Annotated in this window: 23 protein-coding genes; 12 read left to right on the top strand and 11 right to left on the bottom strand. The window is 39.9% G+C overall.

The annotated features are described in order from the left end of the window. Window positions 1-50: 50 nt before the first annotated feature. Window positions 51-926, bottom strand: a complete 876-nt coding sequence (locus tag BrL25_RS18400) for a LysR family transcriptional regulator (protein WP_018672091.1) — start codon at window positions 924-926, stop codon at window positions 51-53. A gap of 98 nt (window positions 927-1024) precedes the next feature. On the opposite strand from BrL25_RS18400, the gene BrL25_RS18395 reads away from it, so the two are divergent. After that, entirely contained in the window at window positions 1025-1933 is a 909-nt protein-coding gene (locus BrL25_RS18395) for a DMT family transporter (protein ID WP_018672090.1), read from the top strand. Window positions 1934-2039: 106 nt separating this feature from the next. After that, on the top strand, window positions 2040-2324 hold the full coding sequence (locus BrL25_RS18390; RefSeq protein WP_018672089.1) for a hypothetical protein: 285 nt from the start codon (window positions 2040-2042) through the stop codon (window positions 2322-2324). Between the two features lie 103 nt (window positions 2325-2427). Here the strand turns inward: BrL25_RS18390 and BrL25_RS18385 are convergent, their stop codons facing one another. Together BrL25_RS18385 and rnz are read right to left on the bottom strand one after the other, a co-directional pair. Beyond that, window positions 2428-3546 carry a pyridoxamine 5'-phosphate oxidase family protein gene (locus tag BrL25_RS18385; RefSeq protein ID WP_018672088.1) on the bottom strand — a complete coding sequence of 373 codons (1119 nt, stop codon included), beginning with the start codon at window positions 3544-3546 and terminating at the stop codon, window positions 2428-2430. Window positions 3547-3731: 185 nt separating this feature from the next. Next, on the bottom strand, window positions 3732-4676 hold the full coding sequence (gene rnz, locus BrL25_RS18380; RefSeq protein WP_018672087.1) for a ribonuclease Z: 945 nt from the start codon (window positions 4674-4676) through the stop codon (window positions 3732-3734). 207 nt (window positions 4677-4883) lie between these two features. Here rnz and BrL25_RS18375 point away from each other — a divergent pair, with 207 nt between their 5' ends. From BrL25_RS18375 to BrL25_RS25265, 6 genes are all read left to right on the top strand, one after another. Continuing rightward, entirely contained in the window at window positions 4884-5879 is a 996-nt protein-coding gene (locus BrL25_RS18375; protein WP_018672086.1) for an ABC transporter substrate-binding protein, read from the top strand. Between the two features lie 3 nt (window positions 5880-5882). After that, window positions 5883-6674: an ABC transporter ATP-binding protein gene (locus tag BrL25_RS18370; RefSeq protein WP_018672085.1), complete on the top strand. Its 792-nt coding sequence runs from the start codon at window positions 5883-5885 to the stop codon at window positions 6672-6674. Next, complete coding sequence (locus BrL25_RS18365) at window positions 6661-7467, top strand: ABC transporter permease (RefSeq protein ID WP_018672084.1); 807 nt, start codon at window positions 6661-6663, stop codon at window positions 7465-7467. Before BrL25_RS18370 ends, BrL25_RS18365 begins: the two co-directional genes overlap by 14 nt. A gap of 119 nt (window positions 7468-7586) precedes the next feature. Then, window positions 7587-7898: an ArsR/SmtB family transcription factor gene (locus BrL25_RS18360; protein ID WP_018672083.1), complete on the top strand. Its 312-nt coding sequence runs from the start codon at window positions 7587-7589 to the stop codon at window positions 7896-7898. Window positions 7899-8001: 103 nt separating this feature from the next. Then, window positions 8002-9177 (top strand): MFS transporter, encoded by a 1176-nt coding sequence (locus BrL25_RS18355; protein ID WP_018672082.1) that lies wholly within the window; start codon window positions 8002-8004, stop codon window positions 9175-9177. Window positions 9178-9308: 131 nt separating this feature from the next. Then, window positions 9309-9452 (top strand): hypothetical protein, encoded by a 144-nt coding sequence (locus tag BrL25_RS25265; protein ID WP_018672081.1) that lies wholly within the window; start codon window positions 9309-9311, stop codon window positions 9450-9452. A 222-nt stretch (window positions 9453-9674) separates the two neighbouring features. On the opposite strand, the gene BrL25_RS26315 is transcribed toward BrL25_RS25265, so the two are convergent. The 7 genes from BrL25_RS26315 to BrL25_RS18320 form a co-directional block, all read right to left on the bottom strand. Next, a complete protein-coding gene (locus BrL25_RS26315) occupies window positions 9675-11186 on the bottom strand; it encodes a methyl-accepting chemotaxis protein (RefSeq protein ID WP_018672080.1) in 1512 nt (503 codons plus the stop codon). Window positions 11187-11648: 462 nt separating this feature from the next. Further along, window positions 11649-12404: a LolA family protein gene (locus BrL25_RS25780; protein ID WP_018672079.1), complete on the bottom strand. Its 756-nt coding sequence runs from the start codon at window positions 12402-12404 to the stop codon at window positions 11649-11651. Between the two features lie 177 nt (window positions 12405-12581). After that, window positions 12582-13763 carry an MFS transporter gene (locus BrL25_RS18340; protein ID WP_018672078.1) on the bottom strand — a complete coding sequence of 394 codons (1182 nt, stop codon included), beginning with the start codon at window positions 13761-13763 and terminating at the stop codon, window positions 12582-12584. 32 nt (window positions 13764-13795) lie between these two features. After that, window positions 13796-14272 (bottom strand): MarR family transcriptional regulator, encoded by a 477-nt coding sequence (locus tag BrL25_RS18335; protein WP_018672077.1) that lies wholly within the window; start codon window positions 14270-14272, stop codon window positions 13796-13798. Between the two features lie 187 nt (window positions 14273-14459). Further along, window positions 14460-15062, bottom strand: a complete 603-nt coding sequence (locus BrL25_RS18330) for a nitroreductase family protein (protein ID WP_018672076.1) — start codon at window positions 15060-15062, stop codon at window positions 14460-14462. A 323-nt stretch (window positions 15063-15385) separates the two neighbouring features. After that, a complete protein-coding gene (locus BrL25_RS18325; RefSeq protein ID WP_018672075.1) occupies window positions 15386-16336 on the bottom strand; it encodes a tetratricopeptide repeat protein in 951 nt (316 codons plus the stop codon). Window positions 16337-16522: 186 nt separating this feature from the next. After that, window positions 16523-16894 (bottom strand): hypothetical protein, encoded by a 372-nt coding sequence (locus tag BrL25_RS18320; protein ID WP_018672074.1) that lies wholly within the window; start codon window positions 16892-16894, stop codon window positions 16523-16525. Window positions 16895-17137: 243 nt separating this feature from the next. Between BrL25_RS18320 and BrL25_RS18315 the strand changes: the two genes are divergently transcribed. After that, a complete protein-coding gene (locus BrL25_RS18315) occupies window positions 17138-17557 on the top strand; it encodes a DUF2621 family protein (RefSeq protein WP_176452334.1) in 420 nt (139 codons plus the stop codon). 58 nt (window positions 17558-17615) lie between these two features. Continuing rightward, window positions 17616-17852 (top strand): hypothetical protein, encoded by a 237-nt coding sequence (locus tag BrL25_RS18310; protein ID WP_018672072.1) that lies wholly within the window; start codon window positions 17616-17618, stop codon window positions 17850-17852. A 205-nt stretch (window positions 17853-18057) separates the two neighbouring features. Here the strand turns inward: BrL25_RS18310 and BrL25_RS18305 are convergent, their stop codons facing one another. Beyond that, window positions 18058-18711 (bottom strand): HAD family hydrolase, encoded by a 654-nt coding sequence (locus tag BrL25_RS18305; protein WP_018672071.1) that lies wholly within the window; start codon window positions 18709-18711, stop codon window positions 18058-18060. 220 nt (window positions 18712-18931) lie between these two features. Between BrL25_RS18305 and BrL25_RS18300 the strand changes: the two genes are divergently transcribed. Then, window positions 18932-19786 carry a sulfurtransferase gene (locus BrL25_RS18300; protein ID WP_018672070.1) on the top strand — a complete coding sequence of 285 codons (855 nt, stop codon included), beginning with the start codon at window positions 18932-18934 and terminating at the stop codon, window positions 19784-19786. A gap of 108 nt (window positions 19787-19894) precedes the next feature. After that, the gene (locus BrL25_RS24890) at window positions 19895-20059 is read left to right on the top strand and encodes a hypothetical protein (protein ID WP_018672069.1); all 165 of its coding nucleotides are present in this window, start codon (window positions 19895-19897) and stop codon (window positions 20057-20059) included. The last annotated feature ends 96 nt before the right edge of the window (window positions 20060-20155 follow it).

The following is a 20155-nucleotide window of genomic DNA, read 5'->3' as shown; positions in this document are numbered from 1 at the left end:
TTTGATGAAGCATTTGGGAATGGATGATTTGAAACGCCCAATCCCATGTATTAATGATCTCCAGAAAAGAGCTCACGTGCCGTGTGGATAAACATTTGAACAGCGATGGAAGACTCTTTCAACGAAGGAACTGCCAAACGGATCTCTCTAAATGCTTCTGGCTCCAGTTCTCGTTTGAGAACATTAGGTGGAAGCGCCCAAAGCGATAATTGCGACAGCACTGCGATTCCCAGACCTTCTTGTACCATACTTAGCGCTGTGTTTACGTTTTTCACAACAAATCTGATATTCAAATCTACTCGTGCTCTATTAAACAAATCAACAATGGGCGGCTCATAGCCTGATTTACAGCTAATCAACGACTCGCTACCCAAATCTTTGACAGAGATGACCGAACGATTTTGAAAAGGGTGGTCGTCTCTTATCACGGCGTACATTCTCTCTCGAAATAAAGGGATCGTTTCAAATTCATCGTCTGGTGGAATAATCAAACCAATATCCACCACTCGGGTTTCTAGCCACTCTTTAATCTCATCGATGGTTCCTTCGTAAATCACAAATTCCAACTGGGGATATTTTTCGGTCATGACTTTAATCATTTTGGGTAAAAAGTGAGCAGACGCCACCGGGAATGCTCCAACCCGTATCGTGCCAATTTCAAGACCTTTTTCACTAGCAATTTCTTGGTGTACTTTTTCAAAGGACTGTAAAATGTCCCGAAACAATACTAGAATTCGTTTTCCTACATCGGTAAGCATAATACCGTTTTTCCGATCACGAATTAGAAGAGTCACATCCAGCTCCGATTCCAGTGTAGAGATGGCACGGCTGACGGCAGGCTGCGTCATATTTAATTCTAGTCCTGCTTTGGTGAAACTTCCAGTATCAGCAATTTTGACGAATAACTCTATTTGTGAATGTGTCATAACAAAAACGATATGCCCCCTATAAAAAACATTCATTTTATTTATACAAAAAATCATTTTATCATGTACTGTGACACCAAGACAAGGAGTGAACTCACATGCTTCAACAATCTCGTATAAAGCCGGCTCTATATCTCACATTTTTGGTTCTTATGTGGGGCGTTAACTGGCCACTTTCCAAATACGCATTAACCTATACACCACCATTACTGTTCGCTGGCTTGAGGACATTTATCGGTGGCCTTATTTTAATTTCCTTTGCAATATTACAACGCAAACAGCTTCACTTAAAAGGAACATGGCATATCTATCTCATTGCCTCCGTTTTGAACATTATTCTCTACTATGGCTTTCAAACCATAGGATTACAGTACATGCCAGCTGGACTATTCTCGGCTATCGTATTTCTTCAGCCTGTACTACTCGGTATTTTTTCCTGGCTTTGGCTTGGAGAATCAATGTACGGATTAAAAATCCTCGGTCTCTTGTTAGGATTTTTCGGAGTTGTCTCGTTAACCACCGATGGGTTTACTGGAAGCATGTCAATCTGGGGGATTATGCTCGCCATCGCCTCTTCCTTCAGTTGGGCCTTTGGGACGGTCTATATGAAAAAAACAGCAGCACAGGTAGATTCTATTTGGATGACGGCAATACAGATTACATTTGGTGGTATCGTTATGCTGGGTTCAGGTTCAGCTGTTGAAAGCTGGTCTGACATTGCTTGGAATACTTTGTTTATCGTTGTTACTCTTTTTATATCAATTTTCGTCATTGCATTAGGCTGGCTTGTTTATTTTAAACTACTCGCTACAATCGAAGCCAGCAAGGTGGGGGCTTTTACCTTTCTCATTCCACTCATCTCCGTCATTATTAGCGTACTTTTCCTCAATGAGAAGGTGACAATTAACCTGATCGCTGGACTTGTCTTGATTACCGGAAGCATTGTATTGGTTAATTTCAAACCAAAACGTTTGAACAAAACGTCTAAAATTGCGATACATCGATAAACCTGCTTACTCTCGTTTATTTAATCACACCAATTATTTACTTTATCGGAAATATATTGTACATTCAAATGAAATAAACTTTATCATACGAAAAGGAGAATCTGGAATGAAAAAATGTAAAAATCCACTTATCTTTGTGACTCTACTTGCTGCCTTTTTCACGTCATCAAGTATAGCCCCTACCGAAGCTATGGCGAACACTAGCTCTCAGGAAAATTCATCAACATGCAGAATAGAAGACAATTACTGGATTACATATCCATTATTTATGAAAGAAACTAGTCCTGTAAAATATAGTAAGGACGGTTATACTGGATTACTCTATCCTTATAAGAGGGTTACTTATGGAACTTTAAGAAAAGTGGCGTATAAAGGAGAGGTATGTAAGTAAGTTCAATGTTACACCGCTTTATAGAGCATGTATCTAAACGATTGAAACAGAAAAGCCCGAATTGTAGGATTCGGGCTTTTACAGCCATCTTACTCATTTACATTTAATATAAACGCTGCTTGTACTCTTGGTTTGCCATGTCATCAAAAGCTTTGGCACTCATCCCTTTTATATATTTAGAATGGGCTAGTTGTTTCATCACCATCTCTCCCATCGTAGGGAACGTCGTCTTTCGATCTATTTGATTGGCTGGATTCCATAATCCAGCATTCACCATTGCTTGAGAGTAAGACAAGGTCACTTCTTCAATCTCTATCCATATGCCTAACGCTGGGCATTTGCCTTCTATTGATAAAGGTTCTAATAATTTTGCTTCTTTTACAATAGATGCTTTGCCTTGAATACTGAGGATCTGATCCACACCCGGAACAAAAAAGAGAACGCATATATACGGATTAATAAGTATATTTTGAAAATTATCGCAAATTTTGTTCCCGGGACGATCAGGAATTAAAATGGTTTGTTCGTCTACTATTTGTACAAACCCTGCTGGATCACCCTTGGGCGATATATCAGCTCCCCCCTCCATTTGACTGGAGCCGAGACAAATAAATGGAGAGTACTTCATAAACGATTGCATTTGTTCGTTTAGGATAGTCTGTCGAAGGAAGAGGTCACCTGTTGAAGGCATCTCCGCATGATAATTAGGCAGATAGGTTGTAGAATCCCACAGCTTAGAGCGAAAAAAGGCTTTGGCACAATGTAAAAAACACTCCTCGACCTCTACCTGTATCGCTGCTACTAGCTGCTGATCTGTTGGAAAATGAACGGTCAGTAATTCTTTTTCTCTAACAATGCTGGCTCTACCATTGACTCGTAGGGTTTCACTCACTCCTTGTACAAAAAATAATAGCCCGATGAATGGATTCGCATTGATATTTTCAATCATGCGCATGTAGTCCCCATCTTCTTTTATTGGAATAAGCAAACTATTCTCAGCAATGGAACGGACAAAGCCTTTCTCCCCACCGAACATAGACGCATGTAAGAGACCATTCTTTTGCTTCGTTGTGGCACATACAATGGACGAATGCTGAATGAAGTAGCGGCTTTGCTCCTCTAATGTGGGTAATTTTTTTCCCATTAAAGCCTCAGACGGAGAACCTACTACTTTTCGCAACTGAGCTTCCGTTTGCACTGTGAAATCTATGGGCACCTTCATCTTTGTTACCCCCTTTTAAAGCATTCTTTGAAAGGATTCATTCACCATAATTATACCTAAAATGATAATCATTACCAATCAAAAATAAGGTCTTTTCTCAGCTAGGAAGGCTTCACAAATTAGAAAAAACCCTTGTATCACTTTTTGTGTTCCAAGGGTTTGACTGATGCTTATTACCATATAAGTTACAACAAACGCGTTCTTTTCACTTCATAAACACCAAGATCCTGGGCAATCTGTGTGTTTGGAAAAACCTCCTCCGCTTCCTGTAGCATATCATCAAGAGTAATCGATCCATCCTCAATATCATAACGCGGGCTCAAATGCGTAAGCAACAAGCCTTTTACTTCTGCTGCAACAGCGATTTCCGCTGCTTGTTTAGCAGTTGAATGACCACTTCGTTCAGCTAATTCTAAATGCTGATGTACATAAGTAGATTCATGCACGAGCATATCTGCTCCTTGGGCTAAACGCACCATATTTTGACAAGGTACAGTATCTCCACTAAATGCGACCTTAAGACCTGGCTGAGGTGGGTTCACAAAGTCTTTACCATGAAAAACCCTGCCATCCTCTAATTGAATACTCCCTCCAGCTTTAAGCTGAGCATACATCGGTCCTTTTGGAATACCCGCTTCTTTTGCCAATTCAATCTTAAACGCACCAGGACGGGGCTTCTCCGTCATCGAATAGGCAAAAGCTGGAACACGATGCTTTACCTTTGCCGCTTCTACAACAATGGTATCATCCTCGTAAATAATTCCTTCCTCCACCACTTTAATGATAAGGGGATACTGTAAATGAACTGGACTAATACGCATAATAGCCTGTACATATTCATCAATGCCTTTTGGACCATATAGCGTTATTCCACCTGTATCAGCCCCTCTTAGAGAACGACTGGCAAGCATCCCGATTAATCCGTATAAATGATCGCCATGCAAATGCGTAATAAATATATTTTCCAACTGCGAAATATTTAGCACAGAACGCATGATTTGGTGTTGCGTACCTTCCCCGCAATCAATGAGCCACCACGTGCCTCTATCCATGAGACGAAGTCCGATACCCGATACATTCCGCTTAGTGGTAGGGGCTCCTGAGCTAGTTCCAAGAAAAACAATTTGCATGCCCTATCCACCTCCATCCTTTATGTAAAATCCACGTGCATATTTTACCAATCTTATCATATTTGAAGCGAAATTTCATCTAACCCTATAACATTACAATTCCTAAAGGTATAGCGATAAATACTCCTTATTATTCTTTTATCCGTTCACCATTCACCGCGACTGGGCATAGGTTACAGTAAAACGAAAAGCCTAGGAGGTTTTTTCATGAAACGTTTCCTTATCCTAGGCATTATTCTTTGCCTAGGTCTTGCCTGTTTTTTGAGCGGTTGCTCCAGCAGTAATTCGAATAGAATCCGAGTAGGAGAGGTGACTCGCTCCCTTTTCTACGCCCCACAATACGTTGCTTTAGAAAAGGAATTTTTTAAAGAAGAAGGGTTAGAAGTCGAAGTAACAACCACTTGGGGTGGCGATAAAACAATGACCTCCCTCTTATCTGATGGAATTGATGTCGCATTGGTAGGTTCTGAGACCAGCATTTATGTAGATCAACAAGGTCCGCAAGATCCAATCATCAATTTTGCCCAGCTCACCCAAACCGATGGTACATTCCTCGTCGCTCGTTCTAAACCAAAGCACTTCTCTTGGGATCAGGTAAAAGGCAAGGTATTTCTTGGCCAACGAAAAGGTGGTATGCCCCAGATGGTCGGAGAGTTTGTACTGAAAAAAAACAGCATTGATCCCCAAAAAGATGCCACCGTTCTGCAAAACATTGAATTTAAAAATATCCCGTCTGCCTTCGCCTCAGGTACTGGAGATTTTGTGCAACTCTTTGAACCAACAGCATCGCAATTTGAACAAGAAGGCATCGGTTATGTAGTCTCCTCCTTTGGTAAGGAAAGCGGTAATGTTCCCTATACCAGCTATATGACCAAACAAAGCTACATCCTGAAAAATAAAACAAACATTCAGAGATTTACTAACGCCATTTATAAAGGGCAACAATGGGTACATTCTCATACTGCCGAAGAAGTGGCAAAAGTGATTACTCCCTATTTTTCGGATGTAAAAGCAGATATCCTCACTCGTTCCGTTAAGCGCTATCAGGAACAGGCTACTTATTCAGCTACTCCCTTACTAAAAAAAGACGACTGGGAATTATTACTGGAAATTATGAAAGCTGCTGGAGAGCTGAAACAATCAGTGACTTATGAAAAACTAGTGAATGATACGTTTGCCAAACAGGCGTTAGGAGGTAAATAGCTCATGCTCCCTTCTCCTCAAGCAAAAATTGAGTTAAACCATGTCACCCACCTATACGTAACCCCACGCAACGCATTCATGGCAGTCAACAATATTTCCTTGCATGTGGAGGAAGGTGAGTTCGTCTGTTTAGTAGGACCGAGTGGTTGTGGAAAAACCACCTTACTTTCACTCATAGCAGGACTTGAAAAACCTACGGCAGGTCAAATTTACGTAGACGGAAATCACCTAACAGGAACTACTCGTAAGGTAGGCTATATGCTTCAACAAGATTATTTATTTAACTGGCGCACGATAGAAGAGAATGTGTTTCTCGGATTAGAGGTGCAAGGAATCCGTACCAAAGCGAATGAAGAATATGCCTTGCATCTCCTAGAAGAGATGGAGCTGATTCACTTTCGCAAGGCTTCCCCACAGCAATTATCTGGCGGAATGAAACAACGTGTAGCCTTGGTCCGAACACTTGCCTGTCAACCAGAAATCCTGCTTCTAGATGAACCCTTCTCCGCTCTGGATCACCAGACGAAGCTTAAACTTGAAGATCTTATTATTGAAACCTTGCGTCGCCACAAAAAAACGGCTATTTTAGTCACCCATGATTTACAAGAAGCAGTAGCTATGGGAGACCGAATCTACATATTAGATCGAAATCCGGGACGCATTCGTTCGGAAATGAAGATACCAGAGATCATCCGTCAGGCGTTGCCGTTCCAAGCTCGACAATTGACCGGCTTCTCCGATCTGTATAACCATGTGTGGAGAGAGATGGAGGGAAGTTCTGATGGAGCAGATTAACATCGATCGCATTCATCAGCAGTATAAACATAGCGTAATACGTACCAAATGGTTGGTTTTTCTCACTCAGCTTCTAATCTTACTCGTTTTTTTAGGTACGTGGGAAATGGCCGCTTTCTTCCAATGGATTGATGTTCTGTTGTTTAGCTCACCTAGTCGAATCTGGAGTTTGTTTATTGAAAAAATGACTGATATGAGCTTGGTGATGCATACCAGCGTAACCGTACTTGAAACCGTCATTGGCTTTATACTTGGAACCCTCTTTGGTACCTTACTCGCCATCATGATTTGGTGGTCTCCATTTTTATCACGAGTGCTGGAGCCTTATTTAATCATTGCAAATAGCATGCCCAAAGTTGCATTGGGTCCTCTGTTTATTGTAGGTTTAGGTCCTGGAGTCATCTCCATTATCGCAACGACACTCTCTGTTTCGATTATTATTACCGCCATAACGATTTATTCTAGCTTCCGTGAGGTTAATCCTAACTATCTGAAAGTCATGCAGACCTTTGGTGCAAGCAAAAGTCAAATGTTTGCCAAAGTGATCTTTCCCGCCACAATGCCTACGATTATTTCTTCTTTAAAAGTAAATGTCGGACTTTCTTGGATAGGCGTTGTTGTTGGAGAATTTTTAGTTGCTCAAAAAGGCTTAGGCTATCTAATTATTTATGGATTTCAGGTTTTCAATTTTTCCCTGGTCATGGTATCTCTCTTCGTCATTGCCCTCGTCGCCGCTTTGATGTACCAAGGTGTAAGCTATTTAGAGAAGGGGCTTACCAGCCAGTTTAAATAGATAGCAATACCGAAAAGTCGCTCCAATTCAGGGCGGCTTTTTCCTTTCATCCCCCTCAAAGAATAACAATGCACACAACCTACATTTACAAATCTATAAAAATAGATATAATAATCCGTATGGAACCTTCATTGATTTATAAAGCACTGACAAACGAGACGCGTAGACAAATCTTGCTATGGCTAAAAAATCCAGGGAAATTCTTTGATGAAAAACCCTATTTACAGCAAGGGCTAAGTTTTCAAATTGGTGTATGTGTGGGCGATATTCAAACGAAATCTGGTTTAGCACAATCAGTCATCTCTAGTTATTTGTTAACCATGCAAAAAGCTGGGCTGTTGGATTCTGAACGAATCGGAAAATGGACGTATTATCGACGAAATGAAAAGACCATCCAGGAATTTTCCGAGTATGTCCAAAAAGAACTATAAACGGAAAGGAGGCATATTTTTTTGATTATTGATATCTACATATATAGATATGTATATATAAATAGAAGGTTCCCTATACGAGGAAGGATGGAGATTTATTTATATGAAACAGATTAACCCTCTTCTTATCATGATGCTGGCTTTAGGCGTATTCGGTATCATTACCACTGAAATGGGGATTGTAGGGGTTCTTCCCCAGATCACACAGAAATTTAACATAACAACTTCACAGGCAGGAATACTTGTAAGTATATTTGCTTTAGTCGTTGCTATTTCAGGCCCATTTCTGACATTGCTTGCTTCTGGTGTCAATCGAAAAGTAATTCTGTTAACTGCTGTCCTTATGTTCACGATTGCAAATATTGTTTATGCTTATACAACTAGCTTCGAGGTCATGCTAGCTTTCCGTATTCTGCCTGCTATTTTTCATCCTGTCTTTTTTTCAGTGGCTCTCGTGACCGCAGCCAAGCTTGTCCCTCCAGAAAAAAGCGGGCAAGCAATCACAAAGGTTTTCGCTGGAATAACTGTCGGATTTGCTTTTGGCATCCCTTTGACATCTTTTCTCGCCGAACAATTGTCGTTAGAGGCGGCTTTCCTGTTTGGGGCTATTGTAAGCGCGATTGCTTTTGCAGGAATTTTATTTTGGCTTCCCTCCATGCCTGTAAAAGAAAAGATGTCTTATGGAAAGCAGGTTAGCATATTACGCAAGCCTGAATTATGGTTAAATATCGCTACAGTTATATGTATCTTTGCAGCTATGTTTTCTGTATATAGCTATTTTGCCGAATATCTGGGACAGGTAACACACATGAATGGCTCCTGGATTAGTTTAATGTTGATGGTGTTTGGACTAATTATGATATTTGGCAATTTTTTGTTTGGGGGTTCCTTACAAAAAAGCTTACCTAAGACAGTGATATCGTTTCCGCTTCTATATATGGTAATTTACGTACTTGCTTACTATTTGGGTTCATGTTTCATCCCGATGGTGGTTATCGTATGTATTTGGGGAATCATACATTCTGGTGGTCTTATCATCAGCCAAACCTGGCTCATGACTGAGGCAAAAGAATCTCCTGAGTTCGGCAATAGTTTATTTGTCTCGTTCTCCAATCTTGGAATTACGTTGGGAGCTTCTATTGGTGGCTGGTTTATTTCTCAACTGGGAATCCATCAGCTTCTCTGGAGTGGAATAGCATTTGCATTGCTTGCTTTCCTCTTCATCATGATAAAAATAAAAATATTCAGTTCTGCCAAAGAGGAAATAGATGTGGCGTAAAATATGACATAAAAGTTTGCAAAAGAAATCCCGTCTCGTCTGATGAAAAGTTGATTTTTTCGTATGTAAAAAATGTTGTAAATATTGGTATAATAGAAATAATCAACTCTAGTAAAAAAGGAGATACTACTATGATGGGTACAAGGGTAATGACGTTTGCACTAGTTGGGGGAGGTATTGGCTTTTTCTTGGACGGTGTGATGGTCGGGGCACTTGTGGGAACTTTGATGTACATATCTATTCAACTTGAGGAATTCTTAAAACAAAGGAAGTAAGCTAATTCCTACAATAGTACGTCCGCTAAATAGGAATAATCCACCTAACAGATTAATCGGCTTAGCCCTGTAAAGATTTTATCCTTCACAGTACTGTTAATCATCCCTCCTGTATACTACTTAAATTAGAAAAATAGCCGGTATACCCATGCTAGTGGTATATCCGGCTTTTTTTATCTTAGATTCAAAGTTCTCTATCTTCATAGAGTACGATTTATGAGCCTATAACGTTTTAGTGAAATCTACCAAGGACTGTGACATTTTATTGATCTCATCCATCGATGAATTTACTTGCTCTGTCAAGGCGGCTTGGGTCTGTGTAAGAGTATTCATTTTTCCGATATGTTGTAGAATAGTTTCAATGAGTTCCTTCATATCATTCAAACTGTTTTCAATGTTTACGGTAGCATTTGCACTATGTACAGCTAATTTCCTTACCTCATCTGCGACAATACCAAAACCACGCCCCTGTTCACCTGCACGAGCTGCTTCAATTGCTGCATTTAACCCTAATAGATTCGTCTGTTCAGCAATTTCTTTAATGAACTTTGAAATATTTTTCGTTTCATCTGCACTACCTTTTGCTTTATTAGCGGCTTCAGTAGATTGATCCTGAGCAATGGCAAGCTCCTGTGCCTGATTGGTTATTGAATTGACACCTTTAACCATATCGCTAATAGAGTCTGACAGATGCTGCATTTGAGTGGTCATCTCACGTACGACCTGTTCTTTGTTTTTTTCGAGGGTAATATCCCGTATCGTCCCAGCTACTCGTAGTGGAATACCTCTACTACTTCGAATGGTTTCACCACTGGCATGATACCAACGATACTCACCATTTTTTAAACAAAGGCGATATTCAATATCAAATGGAGTATTCCCACTATAATCGTTTAAATGATTAGCAAAGGCTTCTAATGTCCGTTTTTCATCCTCTGGGTGAAGTCTACTACTCCAGCTACTCATCACATTTGGGAAATCTGTTTCGTCTTTAAATCCAAGTGCTCTTCGGAATTGAGGTGACCACCAAAATTCATTATTCGGATTAATAACGTCCCCCTCAACAACGGTCATATCCCAAGGAGCTTCCACGAGAACTCGATTGATAAGATCATACCGCTCAGCCAAGGATATTAATTCTTGTTCTTTCATCTTCTTGTCATGTATATCAAATAAAGCACCTGCTACTCGTAAAGGAATGCCATCCGGATCTCGAACTGTTGCCCCAGTAGCTCGGAACCAGCGATATTCGCCGTTCTTTAACAGTAAACGATATTCCACATCATAAGATGTTTTTCCTGAATGGTCCAATAGATGTTTTTCAAAAGCTTCTAGAACCTGACCATGATCTTCTGGATGCAGTTTTGATGCCCAACTATCAAGGACATTGGGAAAATCCGTTTCATCCCGATAGCCTACCATTTTGCGAAATTCATTCGTCCATGTAAAGGTGTTCTGAGGATTTACAGGATCGCCCGCTATAACATTCATATCCCATAAACCCACTTCAATGGCTTCCGTCACCAAATCAAGTCGAACGGCTACGTTTTCTCTGAAGCTTTGCATGGCGTTTAGAACAACATTCAGATTCTCAGCAATTTCCTTTAATTCTGGATTATCTGTAGACGGTTGAAATACACTTGAAAAGTCATTTTTTTCAACCATCTTTCGTAATTTTCGACTTTCCTCTACGAATGCAGTAAGCTCGTTAGCTTGTACTGACTTAAAAAACATAGATCATCTCCCCTTTTACAGTTGTATAAAATCCTAAAGTAATCGAATCCCTAACCAAACCTGCCCAATCTATGAATCTTCTGCTGAATTATTTAACTGCAATTTTACCCATTATGGAGAACAAGGCTTAAAAAGCTCTTTTGCTTTCGAAAGGGTTTTTTCTGATCATTTGTTATTCATACTTACTGTTGTTTAAACAAACGCTAGACTGAGAACTTACGTTTTCCACCATTGGATTGAAAGATAACAAGTTTGAAAGGTACGCTTATTATACAAATTTCGTCAATATACGACAATGATTAAAATGCATCAACTCGTTCACTATTGCATCTATGACTGTAACGTTCACCATTGCTGATGGGCATAAAAAAATGACTCTGAACGAATAACAGAGTCATTTTTTTAATTTATGGGTATGTTTTGATATTTTTCTTTGAGGATATAACGCTTGTTTCTCTCAGCCTAGTTTTCTATTATTTTGACATCCTTAGGTAAATCAAGAGTAAAGTCTTTTTCATTGAATTGTGGATGAAAATCTACTTTAGTAACTGTATACTCGGAAATTTGTTTGTCATTCGCATTCGAAATAGACTTTAGCTTTAGACCGGTTTTCTTATCTATCCAAAGTTCATTATAAGTAACATTAGATTGATTGTTTCTTACCTTCTCTTGTTTTTTAGAGATATGATAGACATCTCGGTTAAGCAACGTTTCTTCCACAATATGAAAAGTAACTTTGGCGTCAGAAAGAATATCCTTTTTAAGTTTTTTTAATTCTTGCTTTGTATTATTAATTTTGTTATCGACAGCAGCCTTTACTCCCGTTGAAGATATTACAGCTTGCTCATTACCTTCCATACTTTCTTCCTTATAACTAGTAGACGTACCACCCTTACTAACATAAAAACTCGTCCTACCATCCTTCGTAGTTTCTATACGCATCTCATTATTTATCGTATTGTCCCACCATTTATAATTCGTTGTAGCTGTTCTAGGACTGTTTTCAATAAGTCGATTCTGCGTCGTAAATGTTGCCTCCGTATAGGTAGAGATCGGCGTTTTTTTATTCATTTCAGCAATTACCTGATCCAGAGTTAGAGTTTGCTGATTCTTGCTAGCCGCTGCATTCACTCTATCGGCTAGCACTGGAGAAAATGGAGATATGGCTGATAACATTACTGCCAATGTACTTACTACTATAAGCGTTTGTTTCTTCATATAAGTCATCCTCTCTTTCTTTGATTCGTTTATTTGATCCAGCAAAACAGAGAACATTACACTATATTTTTATTTTTAGACAATGTCGTTCTAAAATGGCTTTATGTTGTTATCTCTTAGTCTGTTAGGTAACAAAAAAGTCACCCACTTCCCTTGGATGACTTTATAGCCTCTATATCATTGGAAGAACAGCTTTTCGCGTAGCCTAATCATTTTCCTAGCAAATAAAATGACAATCGCAAACCCAATGGCTCCTACTCCAAATGTCAAAACAAATCGTCCATCTTGATACAATAAGCTACCGATAATAGGTCCTACCGCCATACCAACATAACGAATAAAATTATAGAAGCCAATCGCCGTTGCCCGCTCTGCTACAAAGAGCTCGGTTAGTAACGTGCTTTGGAATGGCATGGCATAACCACCACTAAATCCATATAAAGATAAACTAAACAAGAGCCACCCAATAGATATATTTGCTGTCAGTGTAAAAATGACGACTGCTATCAGGTGCAAAAAGCAAGTGAACAGCAATCTTTGTTCGCTTCTCCCCAGTTGTTTATCTTTTAATCGACCACTTACAAAACTCCCCGCCATCAAGCATAGGGACAATGGTAAAAAAGCAAGCCCTGTTTGTTGTGCAGATAAGCCATATATGTTCTGTAGTACATGTGGTAAAAACACCAACACACTGTAAAATAAATAGAATTGAGCAAAGCCAAGCAACAATACTAGCCGGCCAATCGGGTGAACAAGTACTTTTACATAGGCTTGTAGTTGGAATGTTCGTGCGATTCCCTTTGTTGGCTTAGTTTCTGGGATAATGACTAGACTAGCAATAAACATAATAAGACCCGTTACACCTAAAAAGGAGAAAATACCCGTAAATCCACTCTGACCTCCAATAAACCCGCCTAACAACGGTCCGATTACCGAAGCCAAGGAGAGAAGCATCTGATAGTTACTCATTGCTTGTGCTCTCTGTGATCCTTCGAATATATCTCCAATTACCGTAGCAGCCACCACGGGTATTGCAGCTACCCCAATCCCTTGTAATACACGAAAGAATAAAAACCAAGAAATGCTTCCTGAAAAGGCGCATCCCACAGAAGCTATAACATAGAGGAACAGACTAGGTAGTAACACAGCTCTACGTCCTTTCGTATCAATAAAGGGGCCATACACAATTTGCATGATAGCTAGGGCAATAGTGAACACAGAAATACTTAGATTGATCAGGTATGGTGATGTTTGTAATTGCTCCTGCATTTGCTGTAAGATCGGCGTGTAGATGTTTTGAGACAGCGATCCTACTAACGCGCTGATTGCTAATGTATACAAAATCAATTTTGTTTTCATGCTCTATTTCCTCCTAACCAAATAAAAATGCTCTATTCTGTCTGCTTGCTCTTATGTTCTGCAATGGCATCGGTCAGCAGACGATCGATAAAAGCTAGCTCAGAGCTAGAGTATTTTTGTAAAAACCTCTCTATTCTCCTCTCTGCCTGTTCATGTAGCTCTTCATGTAAACGGAAAATTTCAGCTCCCATAGATGTTAATTGAAAATGAACCTCCTTTTGATTATCAGCTTTTTGTTTTTTTACTAGATAACCTCTTTTCAAAAGCTTCGTACTAATCTTAGAAATAGCTCCACGAGTCATATCCATCTCTTGTGAAATGGCCGTCACATTAACCTGTCCATGTTTTCCTATACAAGCGATAACATGCAGTTCTGATAAAGTCAGCTCCTCTGTCGGTCTGTCTATATCTCGAATGGAGTTCAGTAGGCCTGACTGTCGCGTTTTACTATTTTCTTCATGTTGGTGCAGTAGCTTTTGCAACTTCCCTACAATTTGTTGTGTAGTCATGTATTTACTTCTCCTTATCTTTCTGTCATTTTTGTTTCCTAGGAAACAAAATAAGTATATCCTGCCTAATTTCAAATCACAAGATTATGCAAAATTACTTATGTCTCTTACCTACATATTAAAAAACATTCCATCACCACACACTGGTGGTACATGGAATGTTGATATTGCTATTTTCGAACCTATATTATTTGACACCCTCTTGAATACTCGATACCCATTGATCTAACGACCGGCGTTCCTTGGCTTTAGGTATTTGTTGTGGATAGCCTAAATGAAGCGAGCCTACAATTTTTTGGTTGGAACGAAAACCTATTTCCTTTATAAATTCTGAATCAAAAATATAAGGATTGGTCCGCCACACAGCCCCAATATTCTGTTCCCAGCATAGCAGTTGAATGTTTTGGATAAATGCACAAGTAGCCCCAACTGATTCAAAATCCTTTTTTTCATGGTCGAACACATCTGTTGCTATCAGAATCGAAATTGGTGTACCTTCAAAGTATTCCCGATAGGACTCTCTTACCTTTTCTATTTTTTCATCCGTATAAGATTCAAAAAGACCAATACGCTCGTAACTCTTAAAGACACATTGAAAAAAATACTTTTTTTCTTGCTCAGTCGAAGCAATTTTGACTGCCCAAGGCTCTACTTCGCTATGAAACGGAGCGTATGCTGCTTGTTCTAAAATTTTATTAATCGTCTCCAGTGGAATAGGAGTGTTTTGCGTTTGTCGTACCGTTCTTCTCGATGTAATCAGTGTTGCCAACGTCTGCGTTGCTTCTGTCATGTGTATATTCCTCCCCAATGGTTTATTAATCTGATGGTATCGTGCAGTTTTTTATATGTGTGTAGGCATTAACAGGTAGCCCTGTTAGTTAGCATTTTTACGTTTACATTTGTAAGCTCATTCCACGGAATATATCTCCATCACTAAAAATGATAATCATTATCAAATATACAATTGCATTTTATCACCTTTTTGACTAGGATACTAGAGGATATCGTCAACAAACTGTTTACGCTACGAACATCGATAAAACAAAAACAAGACCCTATCTTCCCAAAAGGGAATAGAGCCTTGTTTCAATTTTTATATGTTTATGTTGCTTATTACCAAACTTTCCACCAAGGTTTCTTTGTTTCTCCGTTGGTAGCTGCTGAATTTTTCTCATCTGCTTGGTGTGCTTCTAGCAGTTCCTGTGGCAATCTGTCCACGTACTCTTGTACCGCTGGTTTAAACTCTTCACGCGTATGTTCAACTAATTCTTTTAGGACATCAATCGCTTTTTTTGTCTCATCGGTTTGCAAGAGCGCATTGATATAATTAAAGCCGGCATATGGTCGCTCAAAGCTTGGTTTCCAATATTGCTCGCTAATTTGGATCAGCTGATAAACGTACCCTGCTTGTCCTAGTTCCCCTGTCACGTTCATTACAATTTCTTCATGACCGTTCACTTTATCTAGTGTTTCTTTAAACATGTTCATAGCAGTCAAGAGGTCGCCTTCCTTTAATGCGACAAGTGCTAACACATAATGCGGACGCCATGCACCTTCTCGATTTCCAAGTTCTGTTAAATATTGATATAGTTCTTCTTTTTTTCCTGCCTCCATAAAGGAATTGGTCAACCATTCTAACCCATTATCTTGGTTTGGATCAATAAGTAATGACTTTTGCAACAGCAAACCAGCTGTATGCTCTTCCCCTCCCTGTGCATACAGGCGGGCTAGGTTAAGATGAGCGGTAGCTGATTCTGGGTATTGATCAATTGTTTCATGCAATAGCTTCTGTGCTTGAGGAAATTCCCCCAATTGCATATGTACAATGGAACGGAAAATCATTGCTGGTTCAATGGGACCATACAATTCCAATAAACGATCCGCTGCTTTGGAAGCATGTTCAGGAAATTCTTGACGTACCAGTTCCATAGCGAACTCTCGTAATTTTTCATTCTCATTCCAGTAAAGATCCATATACTTCGGAATTATTTTATTTTGAAAATCCTCGCGGGATAACTGCATACTCTGTCCATCTTCATTTTGAAATTCGATAAAATCTGACATGGCTAAAAGGCCTCTCTTTCCATGGCGATACAAGCTTCGTCACCTAGTTTTTATAAAATCGATCTCTTCTCTAACAGACTTCTTGTTTTCCCCCTGCAATTCCTGCAATGAAGGTATAGAAAATACAAAATGATCTCCCCAAGCCAACTTTCTTTGGCCCTATGGGGAAATCATTCTGGTAGTCACTTATATCCAAGCTTTCATATTTACCTTACGAATAAATTCCTCAGGTGATTCCTTTGTCGCACCTTGTTCAGGCTCTTCGTCAGCGAGACCTACCACTCTACGAAACAATGCTTCATTTTTGGTAGCCAACGCAAAGTCAAGCAAAGCTTCTTGCTGCGCTCGCTCAGCTGCTTCTTCCCAAATGCTCTCTTCTAAAGAGATATCTTTATCCGTCACAGGAAAATGTCGATCATACTTTGGGACACGAATCAACCAGTCAAAAGCCGAATCCGGGTTGCGATCGCGGCCAATTAGATAGGCATGTTCTCCGATTGGCAACGATTGTTCGAAGGAATCTGCTGTGATAATTACCCGTTGTCCAAGTGTAAACATAGGCACGAGCCCCCTTTTCCAACAGCTATTGTACTATCTATCTTACTCATTTCGTGTAGAATTGGAAAGAGAAAATCCTTGATTAGGCAAATCAGGATAGGTAAATGGTGTTCATTTAGGTAGTTTCTGCATATTCCTCCTCTTAAAAAAACAAAATATTTGTTGTACAATGAAAATAAGGTCAATAGTTGAATTACGGATACTAAGAAGCATAATGATAACGAGGTGTAGCTTGTGAACGGAATGTTTTCCTGGTTTATTATCGGTTGGACCATTGTGCTGGTTGGACTGTTTGCCATTGGTGGCTATTTTATGTTCCGAAAATTTCTAAAATCAATGCCCAAACAAGATGGTAAATCTGACTTAGATTGGCAAGATCACTTTATTGATCAGACAAGGCATATGTGGGACGATGACAGCTTAGAGTTATTAAACGAATTAGTACACCCTGTTCCCGAATTATTCCGTCCAGTCGCAAGACGTACGATTGCTGCTAAAATTGGACAGTTGGCACTGGATGAAAAAGCTGAGCATATGACGACAGAGCTGATCATTCGTGGCTACATCATTGCCACGCCAAAACGTGATCATAAATTTTTGATTGCTCATTTAAAAGAAAAAGAGATTGACTTTACACCTTTTCAAAAATATTTACAAGCCTGAAACTTCCCCGCTCCTATTTCGTATATATTACTAACCGACTCAAAGGGGAGACACAGAAATGAAATTCTTACTCATTTTAGCGATGTTAGCTTTAATTCCGATTGTATTGATTGCCGTAGTGGCACTTGTTATAGCAGGCAAAGCTAGTCGGTTTATCCAAGGACTGAAAAATGGCAATAACTCTCGTAGTTTTACCAGTACCGTGTCACATAAAAACGAGGCTTTTCAGAACAAACCTCGCGAACATTCCATCTCAGATGATGACGATGTCGTATTCCTTGGTAAACGTCAATAACAAAAATAAACGAAAGTAGCTTCTTGTAAAAAGCTCAGTGAAAGCTACATTCGTACGTTTATGATAAAACATCGATGTAGATAACAAATCAAAACCCTTCTGATCATCCCCCACCTCAAAAAGAGGGCTGGAGCATCAGAAGGGTTTTCGTATGGAATTTTACATAGCGTATGCTTACATAAAAAATCGCTGCTCCAACAGAGCCTTATTTAAAATCTTCTAACACCTGCTCCAACTGTCTCTCTGCAAGAGATTCCATCCGTACATCATACTCTGCAAAAGTATGCTTACGAGATAGCTCATGCGGTGTAATAATACAGTACATACCAGCCGCTTTGGCAGCTGTCGCCCCTGTGACTGAATCCTCCACGGCAACCGCTTCATACGGTCTTACCCCAAAGCAAGTAAGCGTTTTTATGTAAAGCTCTGGGTCAGGTTTGACTTGTAGCACATCATCCTTGGTTAAGACACAAGAAAAATAATCACGTATGCCATATTTTTTTAGATGAGGGTCTACCCAGGAGCGAGGGGAGCTAGATGCAAGACCAATTTTTAACCCTAGAGAACGCGCTGCTTCTAAATATTCCCTCACACCTGGACGTAAATCTGTTGTCTGCAACAATTCTCTGTGGCGATTCAACCATCTATCTTCTGTTGCAACTCGGTCAACAGGCGCCTTGATCATCTCTTCTAAATGAGCAAAAGGATCAAATACAAGTTCACTCCCCACCCCCTGTGACCATAGATCAATAGGAAGTATTACACCATAAGAATCATAGATTTCCTTAAATGATTGATATAATGTCCATTCTGTATCCAAGATAGTTCCGTCAAAATCAAACACGAGTGCTTTTATCATGGTATCCTCCTACCTGTTTATCTATCTTATATATGAACCTGACAATCTATGAAAAACCAAAACTGCTTCTTTGCTCTAGATCATATGTACCCCATGAAATTTGGGAAGTATGCCCCTCTATACCTCAATGTATCATCCTTTTCAAAGACGAAACAACTTTTAATCTGTTATAGTAGAAAAAAGGCAAGAATTTCGATCTTTTTTGGAAAAGAGGGATAAAATGTCACAGGATAAGCTACAAGACCCCATGGTACAGGTTGATTGGCTTTATGAGCATCTTAACGATCCTTCACTAGTGATACTAGACTGCCGTTTTATTCTCGGACAACCAGATGCAGGTCGTGCAGAATACGATGCAGGTCATATTCCGGGCGCCACCTACATCAGCTTGGAGTCAGACCTATCCGGTCAAAAAACAGAGCAAGGGCACGGTGGACGCCATCCATTACCGAACATTTCCGTCATGGAAGAATTATTTTCCCAAATCGGTATCGACCAGCATACAACCGTTGTTGCCTATGATGGGGATGATATGGCAATGGCAGCTCGCTTGTGGTGGATGTTACGCTACGTTGGACATGAGCGTGTGTATGTCCTGGATGGTGGTTATGCCGCATGGAACAGAGCAAATTATCCGACTAGCACAGAAATCCTCCAGCGGAAATCGCGTTCCTTCACAGCTAATGTTCAATCAGATATGCTTCTGACCAAGAATGCGATTGAACAACGAGAGGCTACTATACCTCTTCTCGATTCTCGTGCACCGGAGCGTTATCGTGGTGATGTGGAACCATTGGACTATAAGGCAGGACACATTCCTGGAGCTGAATGCTTCTTTTACAAAAACACCCTACAAGCAGATGGTACATTAAAAACGAAAGAGCAGTTGCAAAACCATTTCGGTGAGTTATTACAGCAAAAGCAAATCATGGTTTACTGTGGATCGGGTGTAACAGCATGCGTCAACCTCCTAGCACTTATGAGAGCAGGTCGAGCCGATGCAAAGTTATACGGAGGTAGCTGGAGCGATTGGTCATCCTATAAGGATAGTCCTGTGGCGACAGGAGATGAGTAAATACAAGAAAGACCCCCCCTGACAAGTTTGATATTATGATATTATCCCCTTTTAGTAGACAGTAAGAAGCAAGACCCCTTACTGTATTAACTAGGAGGGGAATTTTCTATGGGGGAAATTAGAAAAACATATTCAAAGGATTTTAAGTTAAAAGCCGTACGGCTTTATTTGAGCGGTGAACAAGGGTACAAAACACTTACAAGGGATCTCGGCATTAATGACCCAAACCTTATTTTAAGTCAAATCCGTGGTACAGTGCAGTTCCTTCGCTAGATGAAAAAAGGCTGCTCAGCAAATTGCCTCCACGTTTGGATTTGTAGTACGATGATAAGGAATCCAAGCAATGGGAAAATGTAACTTATATAACAG

Source organism: Brevibacillus laterosporus DSM 25, from assembly GCF_002706795.1.
Taxonomy (GTDB): Bacteria; Bacillota; Bacilli; order Brevibacillales; family Brevibacillaceae; genus Brevibacillus_B; species Brevibacillus_B laterosporus.
The sequence above is the reverse complement of the archived record's forward strand: the minus strand, read 5'-3'. Positions and strand labels throughout refer to the sequence as shown.